This window comes from Nonlabens sp., from assembly GCF_965657255.1.
In the GTDB taxonomy this organism is placed as follows: Bacteria; Bacteroidota; Bacteroidia; order Flavobacteriales; family Flavobacteriaceae; genus Nonlabens.
Genome location: NZ_CBFHNM010000019.1, coordinates 1 through 11,600, shown reverse-complemented (window position 1 = coordinate 11,600; position 11,600 = coordinate 1). Strand labels below are relative to the sequence as shown.

Annotated in this window: 9 protein-coding genes; 3 read left to right on the top strand and 6 right to left on the bottom strand. The window is 34.9% G+C overall.

The window, feature by feature from the left end; all coding sequences use genetic code 11:
• Positions 1 to 202: 202 nt before the first annotated feature.
• From ACTF54_RS13350 to ACTF54_RS13325, 6 genes are all read right to left on the bottom strand, one after another.
• A complete protein-coding gene (locus ACTF54_RS13350) occupies positions 203 to 526 on the bottom strand; it encodes a translation initiation factor (protein WP_438969570.1) in 324 nt (107 codons plus the stop codon).
• A gap of 12 nt (positions 527 to 538) precedes the next feature.
• Positions 539 to 1,090 carry a mechanosensitive ion channel domain-containing protein gene (locus ACTF54_RS13345; RefSeq protein ID WP_347196526.1) on the bottom strand — a complete coding sequence of 184 codons (552 nt, stop codon included), beginning with the start codon at positions 1,088 to 1,090 and terminating at the stop codon, positions 539 to 541.
• The gene (locus ACTF54_RS13340; protein WP_347196527.1) at positions 1,087 to 2,004 is read right to left on the bottom strand and encodes a septum formation inhibitor Maf; all 918 of its coding nucleotides are present in this window, start codon (positions 2,002 to 2,004) and stop codon (positions 1,087 to 1,089) included. Before ACTF54_RS13340 ends, ACTF54_RS13345 begins: the two co-directional genes overlap by 4 nt.
• 276 nt (positions 2,005 to 2,280) lie before the next feature.
• A complete protein-coding gene (gene uvrB / locus ACTF54_RS13335) occupies positions 2,281 to 4,281 on the bottom strand; it encodes an excinuclease ABC subunit UvrB (RefSeq protein WP_438969569.1) in 2,001 nt (666 codons plus the stop codon).
• A 71-nt stretch (positions 4,282 to 4,352) separates the two neighbouring features.
• Positions 4,353 to 7,337, bottom strand: coding sequence for a T9SS type B sorting domain-containing protein (locus ACTF54_RS13330; RefSeq protein ID WP_438969568.1), 2,985 nt, complete (start codon positions 7,335 to 7,337; stop codon positions 4,353 to 4,355).
• Positions 7,338 to 7,472: 135 nt separating this feature from the next.
• Positions 7,473 to 8,534, bottom strand: coding sequence for a branched-chain amino acid aminotransferase (locus tag ACTF54_RS13325; RefSeq protein ID WP_438969567.1), 1,062 nt, complete (start codon positions 8,532 to 8,534; stop codon positions 7,473 to 7,475).
• 85 nt (positions 8,535 to 8,619) lie between these two features.
• Here ACTF54_RS13325 and ACTF54_RS13320 point away from each other — a divergent pair, with 85 nt between their 5' ends.
• The 3 genes from ACTF54_RS13320 to ACTF54_RS13310 all read left to right on the top strand — a co-directional run bounded on the left by ACTF54_RS13320 (position 8,620) and on the right by ACTF54_RS13310 (position 11,414).
• Positions 8,620 to 9,171, top strand: a complete 552-nt coding sequence (locus ACTF54_RS13320) for a DUF4920 domain-containing protein (protein ID WP_347202367.1) — start codon at positions 8,620 to 8,622, stop codon at positions 9,169 to 9,171.
• Positions 9,172 to 9,852: a tRNA (5-methylaminomethyl-2-thiouridine)(34)-methyltransferase MnmD gene (gene mnmD / locus ACTF54_RS13315; protein WP_347197254.1), complete on the top strand. Its 681-nt coding sequence runs from the start codon at positions 9,172 to 9,174 to the stop codon at positions 9,850 to 9,852.
• Between the two features lie 104 nt (positions 9,853 to 9,956).
• Positions 9,957 to 11,414, top strand: a complete 1,458-nt coding sequence (locus ACTF54_RS13310; protein ID WP_347197253.1) for an aminoacyl-histidine dipeptidase — start codon at positions 9,957 to 9,959, stop codon at positions 11,412 to 11,414.
• Positions 11,415 to 11,600 lie beyond the last annotated feature (186 nt).

The following is an 11,600-nucleotide window of genomic DNA, read 5'->3' as shown; positions in this document are numbered from 1 at the left end:
CAAAAACGGACCATTTATAAAAAAGGATTCAACTATTAATTAATTTAAAGTCAAACCCAAGCTGTTTTAACTTACACTTTATAGGGTATTACCTTTAAAAGCTCTGATATCAAATGGATTGCGGAGTTATTTTGTTTCTTATTTTTCTTAAAGAATCTTACTTGCTTTCAGTTTATAAATTCTATGAAGTGATGTTGTGCTTTTATCCACCGACACGTTTTACTTTAAAGCCTTTCTCTTTAAGAATTTCCATAATGCGATCGCGGTAATCACCTTGAATTATAATTTGATCATTTTTAAAACTACCGCCTACGCCTAGTTGTGTTTTTAATTCTTTGGCAAGAATTTTAAAGTCAGAAGTAGCGCCAGTGTATCCAGCAATTACTGTGTTTACTTTTCCTTTACGTTTTTCAAATTTGCATTCTAAAGGATCATCTTGCAGCCAGATGTTGCTTTTTTCTGGTTGCTCTTCTTCTTTAAAGTTGTGTTCTGGAAATAGGTTTTTTAACTGGTCGCTTAGGTCCATTGAAATTATATTTTATGCAGTTCTATCTGTATCAATATCTGCTGTGTCAAATATCGATTCTTTCTTTTCGTGTAATATAGAAACACCTTTTTGCAATAACAAGTTATTGGGATAAGTGATGATTTCTCCTTCATCAGTAATCAATAAGGTATAAAAACCTTTAATGTCGCTAATTACTGCAGTTACTGGTAAATCCTTATCATGTATTCTAATACGATCTCCTATTTTATACGGAAAAGAAAAATAAAGGATAAAACTCGCTGTTATGTTACTAAGAATACTCCAGTTTGCAAATAATGCGACACCGACAACAGCAAACGTAGATCCTAATGCTACCCAAAAGCCATCAGTATTAATTCCCCAAACTAGGATAATACTTATGGCGCAAATGGTCCAAATGACATAGCCGGTATACCTTTTCAGATACTGTTTACGCAACTCTGACCTAGAAACTCTTTCTGATAATTTTGCCGCACTCCATATAATAAACCTATGCACGATAAAAGTACTGACCGCAAGAACAAGAGTTAATATTACTTCTGGCTTTAATAATAAATCCCTCATAATTTCAAACTATCTCTTAAAACCGAATCTGCATTTGAGTTTTTTTCCCAGTAGGCAGTCTGGATAGTTTCTTTTAAAGTACCAGTGGACACCATAGGTGTTGTGCCATCCTTGTACCTGTCCATCCATGAAAGAATACGATAAGGGAAGTTTTTTTCTGTTTTAAAAGCAATGGTTCTACCTAGATTTGTGAATTTAATACTGTATAAATAGCCATCTGGTATTCCACTTAATTTTGCAACAGCATCGTAAGCTTTTGTCTCTACGTGTTTTAGTCTTAAATATTCTGTACTTGGAATGATTTGAATATTGCCCACTGGCATTTCTTTAGGATCGAGTCTTAATTGAGCTGGAATTTGATTTTCTGTCAATACATTTTTTACCTCAAACACTTTATTTCCTTCACTTTGAAAATAGGAGTAATGGGTTATGTCATATGCATCATTATCCTGATTGAATTGCATATAAGTATGACCGCACCATTCTTGTATAGAAGTAGCAATCTTAATAGCGTTATCTTTTTTATCTAGTGGTAAAAATGTACTGCTCATTATTGAGTAAGGATAAATACCTGTATTAAAATCTCGAGTAGCATTTAATTTAAGAACAGGTCTATTGCTCTTATTGTTTTGATCTGCTTTTACTTGATCTTTTTTATCAAAAGGCTCTGTTACAAAAATCATGATACCTGTTCCTTTTCTCATCTCTCCATATCGAGCAACATTGATATCGTAACTAGAAACCTCGGCGGTACCATTATACCAATAGTTTTTAAAATCCTCAGATAACACTCTATCTTCTAATTTTTCCATAGGGTTTTCACCTAGAATAGTTTCGCCATCTTTTTCTATGGTTATAGCATTGTTGCAGGATACAACGAGTAAAGAAATAATACTTATCCAGAAATACCTCATCTTTTTATTTTTTTACAAATGTAGATTTCTTGTCGGTGAAAGTGTAATAAAAAATTGATAAAGGTAAAACTATTTGAAATTATAAATCAGTATCGGTAGGTTAGTATTTTACAAGTAAATGATAATTACAAACCCATATTATAATTGCTGAATAGTTACCAATCTTTTTATGGAACTACCATCAGTTTGTTATTGTTGACAACATCATACGCAGTTTTAATATGGATAACCTTATTGGTTGATTATTTTAAAAACATCAATTAGGATAGATTATTTTTAGGCGTTTTTAACCTTTTCCTGCATCATTTTTATTTCATCACGTAATCTCGCCGCCTCCATGAAATCGAGTTCTTTAGCAGCTTTCTCCATTAATTTACGAGTATCTCTAATTTTTTTCTCTAATTCTGCTTTAGAAAGATATTCTGCCTCTTCTTCTGCTGCTTTTAAGGAAAGAACTTCTTCAATCGCATAAGTAGCAGCGTTTTTACGATATAAAGCTGTTTCCAGTTTCTTTTTAATCGCTGTGGGCTTTAAATCATTTTCTTCATTATACGCTATTTGCTTGGAGCGACGGTATTCGGTTTGATCAATGGTTTTTTGCATGCTTTCTGTAACTTTATCTGCATATAAAATTGCTAGCCCATTAACGTTACGTGCCGCTCTACCTATAGTTTGTGTAAGAGAACGTTGATTACGTAAAAAACCTTCTTTATCTGCATCAAGAATAGCAACCAAAGAAACTTCTGGTAAATCCAGTCCTTCTCTTAATAGATTCACACCTATTAAAACATCAAAAACACCACGGCGTAAATCTGACAATATCTCTACACGTTCTAAGGTATCAACATCACTGTGAATATATCGACATCTGATATTAATACGCGTTAGATATTTAGTCAACTCTTCTGCCATTCTTTTTGTAAGAGTCGTTATCAACACGCGTTCATCACGTTCTTCTCTCACTCTTATTTCCTCTACTAGATCATCTATTTGATTTTGACTAGGTCGTACTTCAATTACTGGATCTAACAAACCTGTCGGCCGTATGATTTGTTCCACTACAACACCATCACTTTTTGCCAGTTCATAATCAGCTGGTGTCGCACTTACGTAGAGAACTTGATTTTGTAACGCTTCAAACTCTTCAAACTTTAATGGTCGGTTATCCATAGCAGCTGGCAGTCTAAAACCATAATCCACTAGATTTTCTTTACGGGATCTATCGCCACCATACATTGCACCCACCTGTGGGACACTTACATGACTTTCATCTATAATCATTAGATAATCGTCTGGAAAAAAATCAAGCAAACAGAAAGGCCTTGTTCCTGGCATACGACCATCTAGATATCTACTATAATTCTCTATACCAGAACAATATCCTAATTCTCTGATCATTTCTAGATCAAATTCTGTGCGTTCTTCTAATCGTTTAGCTTCTAGTGGTTTTCCTATTTCTTTAAAATAATCAACTTGTTTAACCAGATCTTCTTGAATAGAATGAATCGCACCTTGCAATATATCTGGTGAAGTCACAAACATGTTTGCCGGATAAATAGTAATTTGATCAAACTTTTCAATCACAGAGCCATCAACTGGATTAAAACGTTCTATTTCTTCAATTTCATCGCCAAAAAAATGAATTCTAAAAGCAGTGTCTGCATAACTAGGAAAAACGTCCAAAGTATCTCCTTTAATTCTAAAATTACCTCGATTAAATTCTGCAGTAGTTCTAGAATATAAAGACTGTACTAGTTTGTGAAGTAAGGCTGTTCTAGCAATCACTTCATCCTTTTTTATTCTAACAACGTTTTTTTGAAATTCTACTGGATTTCCAATACCGTAAAGACATGAAACTGATGCTACAACGATAATATCTCTTCTTCCAGAAAGTAGGGAAGAAGTGGTACTTAATCGCATTTTTTCTATCTCTTCATTTATAGATAAATCTTTTTCAATATAAGTTCCTGATGATGGGATAAAAGCTTCTGGCTGGTAATAATCGTAGTAGGATACAAAATATTCTACGGCATTATCTGGAAAGAAATCCTTGAACTCAGAATATAATTGTGCCGCAAGTGTCTTATTATGACAAAGAACCAAAGTAGGTTTTTGTACACCTTGTATCACATTTGCAGCAGTAAATGTTTTACCACTTCCAGTAACACCTAAAAGCGTCTGGTATTTATCGTTTGCCTTAATTCCACTTACCAGTTTTTCAATGGCTTGTGGCTGATCTCCTGTAGGAGAAAACTCTGAAATAATATTAAAATCCATGAAACGTAAAAATAAGATTTTTGTAATTCCGCTTTCGCGAAAGCGAGGTTAAATAAACAAAAAATCATCATTTATCTTTTGAGAGAAAAATGACCTTTAAAACTGCGGCCATCGATTAATTCCACACGATACCAATAATCTGTGCTAGGCATAGGGTTACCTAAGTAAGTGCCATCCCATCCAGGACTAAGCGGACTAAGTTGTTTGAGTAGTTTACCAAAACGATCAAAAATATAAATTTCTGCATCTGGTTCAGTTTCAATAGCGGTGACTTGCCAGAAATCATGAAATCCATCTTGATTAGGCGTAAAATAAGGTGGTGCAGCGATGATAGTCGCTAGCGCTGTTATCAAATCACAACCATTAGTGTCTCTTACATAAACTGTATAATATCCAGGTAATAAGTCGGTAAAGACATTACTATCTTGATAAAAGAAATTATCAATACTATATTCAAAAGGTTCATCCCCAATCGCGGTAACCGTTATACGATTAGACCTTAATGCGAATTGCTGTACTTCAATATCTATGATTTGAGTAGGCAGATAATTTGTTACTACAGTACTAGTTGTGTCCTGACAACCATTTATATCTGTCACAGTAACCGTGTAAATGCCTTCATCGCTAAGGGTTATACTTCTCGTGTTTTCTCCAGTGTTCCACAAATAACTAGCAAAACCTGTACTGGCTTCTATTGTAACCTGGTCATCTATACACTTTAGTAAATCAGGTGATGATTGTACGATAGGTTTAACATAAACTTCAATGTTCAATGGCTGTACATCGTAACAGGTAGTAGAATCATTGTTTTCTAACCTTACCCAAAGCGTTTCTTGTAGGTTGGTATTCAAATAACTTAAGCTTAAAGGATTCATATCTAACGCTGCATTTTGTTGCGAACTATGAAAGCTTGTAGAAAGATTGCCTGGTTGTGTATTTTGGATTAGAGGTGTTAAACTATTCAAGTTAAATACTTCAATTCCATCTCTAGCATCATCATCACAAATTGTTAAATCTCCTAAAACAGGAATACTAGGTTGATAAATGACTTCTAAACTAAAGGATGTAATAGCAAAGCAATTTCTATTATTCACATTCTCATAGCGAACAAAAATCAGCTCTTCATCAACACCGTCGTAAATATTTGTAATTTGATTTATATCTAAATCTGCATCATTTTGAGAAGAGAAAAAAGTATAATCAAATAAATTGAGATCTTGTGTTCCTAGACCTTCTATACCAGCTATTTCCAGATCAAAAGAAACTATACCATCATTATTAAAATCGTCACACGAGGAGAGATTGTTTATAGGAGAAAGAACAGGTGTTGCCGCAATGTTCACATCAAAAGGTATAGTTACAAAACAACCGTTTGAAATACGACTATCTATTCTTACAAAATAGGTGCCGTTGGATAATATGGCATTATCAGAAATAGCATTAAAATCATTTTCTGCTTCAAGTAAATTATTATGAATACTCACTTCATAATCTGATAGACTTTGATTCCCAATAGCTTGTACTCTTGTAGAGGTAAAGTCTACTGGAGCTAAACCATCGTTTGTAGGATCATCACATAATTCTATATCATTTACAGAATTGGTAATAGGACTATCTACGATAGTAACCGTTCGACTAGAAGTAAAAACTTCTGCAGGTGTGGTAATAATCAAATTTATTGTATAAATACCAGCCGTATTGTAGATATGAGATGGATTGATTTGTGTTGATGTATTGTTTCCACTAGATATATCACCAAAATCCCATAGCACAGTTGTGTTAGGACAAGTTGCAATATCGTCTGCAATAAATAGGGATGGAGTAGTACTGCAACCTTCAATAATGGAGAAGGACGGATTAAAAAAGGCATTATAAAATGGTGGCAAACCTTCATTACTATTGGTTCCTGAAGTAAGAGCCAATCCATCGTACTGAAAATTACTTAGGGCACCTACGTTGTTAGGGTCATTGATTACTGATAACCATTCTTGCTCATCACGAGCATAATATATTTTCTTATTTGGTGCTATCTGCAAGGCGCCTCTAGTAACATTGTCAGCAGGGTCATTGGGATCACTTTCATAAATAGTAACTGGATTGTTCTGAAAATTTAAAGCATTGGTATCGTATTGAAGTAACAATCGTTCTGCTGGAATCAGTCCACTTCCTAATGTGTTTAAGTCTATATAAACTAAATTAGAATCGAGTGAAAATTCTGTTCCATAAGCTTGGTAATTAGATGGAAAATTCAGTCTAATAGGATTACTCACTCTTCCAGTATTATTATCAAAATCAAATAACCATGCACCACGACCGTTTTCTCCAGGCAAACTAGGATCAACATAAAATTGAGTCATCATTGCGACCTTAGAGCCATCTGGAGACACTTTTAAATAGCCACGTTTATCTGTTACGCTGGTAATCGCACTAGTTGATGTTACGGTCGCTGATAAATCCATGCCACTAGGCGTTAATTTGAAAGCATAAAATTGATCATAACTAAAGCTTCCTAGTATGCTTTCGGCATAAGTTACAATCCATGCATCTTGACCGTTTGAGGCAACAGCAGCAAATAACTTTTCAGAACTATTAGGTAGTAGTTGGATATTTTTTTGAGCGTTGATGACATCACCAGCTCCATTATTTAGATTCATATCCACCACGCTGTAATATAAACCGGTAACTCCTGCGCCAGTGAATGGATCAGTTATAGAAATAGAAAAAATATAATAAAGATTTGTACTATTCGGTAACGGAATTATAATAGCAGACTGAGTACTAGATGGATTACCCAATAATCCATTCCCATTAGGCATGATTATATGATTACGATCCCAAACACTTATTCCGTCCGTATAAAATAATAGATCACCACAAGCATCAGATATGGCAGAGCATCCTTCTATAGTATCTAATTGTCCTATATTATTAGGAATAGGTGAACCAGTATTGAAATCAATACCTGCATTAGAACCAAAAAACCACCAATTGGCTTGGTTTTGCGACCATCCAAACGAACTCATTAAGAGTAAAATAAGAAGTATTGCTTTTCTCAAGTTCTAAAAATAGTTAAAGATTTTTAAAAATTGATCAGGTTGGATTTGAATTCCGTTTTCGCGATAGCAGAAACCAAAAATGCCTGCTATTAAAGCAGGCATCGTAAAAAATTGTTTGAAGCTATAGAGTGTAATTTACACTTTTACTCTCCAGCCATGTTTATCTTCTGATCTATTGTACTGAATATCTTTCAAAGCTCCCATTAAAGTGGTAGCGTAAGAATTATCAAGAACAGGAAGTTCGTGTACAAAATCTTTATGCTTGAAACCTTTGATCGGTACAATTACTGCTGCAGTACCACTACCGAATATTTCTTTAAGTGTTCCTTCATTTGCAGCATCACGTAATTCTTTTACTGATACACGTCTTTCTTCTACAGTGATTCCATGATCTGTAGCCATTTGCATTACACTTCTACGAGTCACACCGTTAAGAATACGATCATTATTAGGTGCTGTCAGTAAAGTATCACCTATTCTAACAAAAATATTCATTGTTCCAGCTTCCTCAAGGTATTCGTGAGAAGCCGCATCTGTCCAAATGATTTGTTGGTATCCTTCTTCTAAGGCAAGGTTATTTGGATAAAAACTAGCAGCATAATTTCCAGCAGCTTTTGCATATCCTACACCACCATCTGCAGCCCTAGAAAATTCTGATGCAATAATTACACGAACATCGCCTTTGTAATAAGCAAATGCTGGTGACATAATAATCATAAATTTGTATTCTGTCGCTGGTGCGGCTGCTACACCATTTTCGCTTGATATCATAAAAGGACGTAAATACAAAGAAAGACCTTCACCATAACGTACCCATTCTTTGTCTAGGTGAACTAGTTCTTTTAGTCCTGCTATAAAAATTTCTTTCGGAACTTCTGGCATTGCCAGACGCTTTGCACTTTCATTGAATCTATTCCAGTTATCCTCAGGTCTGAAAAGAAACACATCTCCTTCAGCATCTTTAAAGGCTTTCATTCCTTCAAAAATAGCCTGACCATAATGAAATACTTTACAACTAGGCTCTACTTGTATAGGACCATAAGGTTTTATCTCCACCGTTTCCCATTTACCATCGCGCCATGTACATTCCAACATGTGGTCTGTAAAGGTCTTACCAAAGGTCAAATTATCAAAATCAGTTGTAGTGATTTTAGATTCTTTTACCTTATTTACAACGATTGCGTCAGTGTTTGTCATGGTGGTTTAATATTTTTGCAAATATACTCCATTAGTACTAGCAATAAATGTAAACGAATTCATAAATTTGTATAAATTACTTATTATGAAAAGATTTATTACAGGAGTTTTTGCATTAACCTTGTTAGTAGGTTGCAAAGAGCCAAAGCAAGAAGAAGAAATGCCAGCGGTTAATGACGAGCAGGTTCAAGAGATGGCATACATGGATTATGGTGCAGAGTTTTCTAATAGCGACGTCATTGATGCTATGGAATTAGGTACTATGTATAAAACTATGAAAGTAGGAGATACAACAACGGTAAAAGTAAAAGGTACCATTGCAGATGTATGTGTAAAAAAAGGATGCTGGATCAAAATGCCAGTAGGAGATGCGTCTGCAACTGTAAAGTTTAAAGATTACGGTTTCTTCCTTCCTAAAAATGGAAAAGGTAAAGAAGTAATTCTTAGCGGTAAAGCTTACAAAAACATTACGCCGGTAGAAGAACTACGTCACTATGCAGAAGATGCAGGTAAGTCCGAAGAGGAAATTGCAGCCATTACAGAAGAAGAAGTAACTTTAAGTTTTATTGCAGATGGAGCAATGGTAGAAGAGTTTGACAATCCTGATGTAGAAGGAGTAGAGAAAACAGAAGAATAAATGAAACGTGAGATCATAACAACTGGTGATGGATCAAAAACAATTCATATGCCCGATCTCAATGAACAATATCATTCTAAACATGGCGCCTTGCAAGAGGCGCTTCATGTTTTTATAAAGACTGGGTTAGAACATTTTTTAGAGATCTCGCTTTCGCGAAAGCGGAATTTTTATGAAGAACCTATTTCAATTTTAGAATATGGATTTGGCACTGGCCTTAACGCCATGTTAACCGCTCAACATCATTCTAAAATACCTACTCAATACACCGCTATAGAAGCTTTTCCAGTTACAAATGCTGAAATTGAAGCCATGGATTACGGTAAGCTTTTAGAAAATCAAAAGCTATATCAAGCAATGCATCAAAGTAGCTGGGCAGAAAATCATCAAATTATCGATACTTTTCTTCTAAAAAAAGAACAAAAAACTTTTGAATCAATTGATTATGAAAATCAATTTGATATAATTTATTTTGATGCTTTTGGTCCACGTACACAACCAGAATTATGGACACAACCTATATTTGATGCTGCCTTTAAAGCTTTGAAAAATGGCGGCGTTTTAACTACTTATTGTGCTGCTGGTCAAGTAAGGCGCAATATGCAAACCGCAGGATTTATTGTGGAGCGCCTACCTGGTCCACCGGGCAAAAGAGAAATGTTGAGAGCAACCAAAAACTAGTATTTACTAAAACAGCATTTTAGTAATCATCAACAATCATTTAGCAAATAGTTAATGGGATTGACTTTATGACAACCTTATATTTGCAAAAAATCCAATTTTTAATGTCACAAGAAGTACGAAAACAAAAGCCTCAATCTTTATGGAATCATTTTGCCGATTTAAACGCGGTGCCACGACCTTCAAAAAAAGAGGAACGCGTTAGAGCGTTTATGGTAGATTTTGGTAAATCACTGAATCTAGAAGTGATGGAAGATGCTATAGGAAATGTGATTATTAGAAAGCCCGCCACTTCAGGAATGGAGGATCGCAAAAGCATTATCATGCAATCACATCTGGACATGGTGCATCAAAAGAATAATGATACAGATTTTGATTTCTTGACCCAAGGGATTGAAATGTTAGTAGATAGTGATATCATTAAAGCAAATGGAACCACTCTCGGTGCCGATAATGGAATAGGTGTAGCAGCGATAATGGCAGTACTTTCTTCTACAGATATTGCACATCCAGCGATAGAAGCACTTTTCACCATTGATGAAGAAACAGGAATGACAGGTGCAAAAGAACTAGATAAGAATATTTTAACTTCTTCTATTCTTTTAAATCTTGATACCGAAGAAGATGACGAGATTGATATAGGATGTGCTGGTGGAGTAGATGTTACAGCTACAAAAACCTATGATCAAAAATCACTTTCTGACGATTATATTTCAAAAAAGATTACTGTAAAAGGACTAAATGGCGGTCATAGTGGTATGGATATCATCAAAGGACTAGGAAACGCAAATAAGATGATGACGCGACTTCTAGATGCTATGATGAGAAAAGTAGATATCCAGCTACAATCTTTTCAAGGTGGTAGTTTAAGAAATGCTATTCCTAGAGAAGCAGCTGTTGTGGTTAGCTTCCATAAAAGCGAGTTGGAAACTATTCTCAAATCATACAATAGCTGTAAAGATGCGATACATGATGAATATAAAAACCTAGAAAAGAATCTTGATATAACCATCCAAGACACTACTAATACAAAAGCTATTAGTGGAAGTGATACTAAGCATCTGGTATATGCACTTTTAGGAATTCATAATGGCGTGTACCGTATGAGTCCAGATATTAATGGTTTAGTAGAAACTTCTAATAATCTGGCCAGAGTGGAGCTTAAGGAAGGTAATCTTCAAATCGCTTGTCTTACCAGATCTTCTGTAGATAGTTCAAAGGTAGATCTTGCTATGAGCATCACGGCAGTAATGAAACTCGCTAACATGGATACCAAGCTGTCAGGCGATTATCCTGGATGGCAACCTAATGCAAACAGCGTGATGTTAGATATCGCAAAAGCAAAGTATACCGAATTATTTCAGCACGAACCTAAAGTAGAAGCTTGTCATGCAGGATTAGAATGTGGTCTGTTAGGAGAACGTTACCCTAATTTAGACATGATTTCCTTTGGACCTAATATTAGAGGAGCTCACAGTCCTGATGAGCATGTGGAAATCAAATCAGTTCAGAAATTCTGGAAATTTCTTTTAGAGCTTTTGAAAGAAATTCCTAAATCATAATAGATGTCTAGTCCTGAATAATGGATACAGATTATTAAAGGAGCTAGTATCTCACTACCTATGTAAGTAGTTAAAAAAGGCTTGGGTGATGACCTAAGCCTTTTTTATTTTAAATTTTACACAGACATGAACCAATAAGATTTATTCAAGGACGATTTTTTTAAAACAGTTCAAAACGGGAAATGA

Bases quoted from the DNA above. Each gene is read 5' to 3' on its own strand.
- ACTF54_RS13320 (WP_347202367.1), top strand. From the start codon at position 8,620: ATGAAAAGATTTATTACAGGAGTTTTTGCATTAACCTTGTTAGTAGGT.
- ACTF54_RS13340 (WP_347196527.1), bottom strand. From the start codon at position 2,004: ATGAGGTATTTCTGGATAAGTATTATTTCTTTACTCGTTGTATCCTGC.
- uvrB (WP_438969569.1), bottom strand. From the start codon at position 4,281: ATGGATTTTAATATTATTTCAGAGTTTTCTCCTACAGGAGATCAGCCA.
- ACTF54_RS13350 (WP_438969570.1), bottom strand. From the start codon at position 526: ATGGACCTAAGCGACCAGTTAAAAAACCTATTTCCAGAACACAACTTT.
- ACTF54_RS13325 (WP_438969567.1), bottom strand. From the start codon at position 8,534: ATGACAAACACTGACGCAATCGTTGTAAATAAGGTAAAAGAATCTAAA.
- ACTF54_RS13310 (WP_347197253.1), top strand. From the start codon at position 9,957: ATGTCACAAGAAGTACGAAAACAAAAGCCTCAATCTTTATGGAATCAT.
- ACTF54_RS13345 (WP_347196526.1), bottom strand. From the start codon at position 1,090: ATGAGGGATTTATTATTAAAGCCAGAAGTAATATTAACTCTTGTTCTT.
- mnmD (WP_347197254.1), top strand. From the start codon at position 9,172: ATGAAACGTGAGATCATAACAACTGGTGATGGATCAAAAACAATTCAT.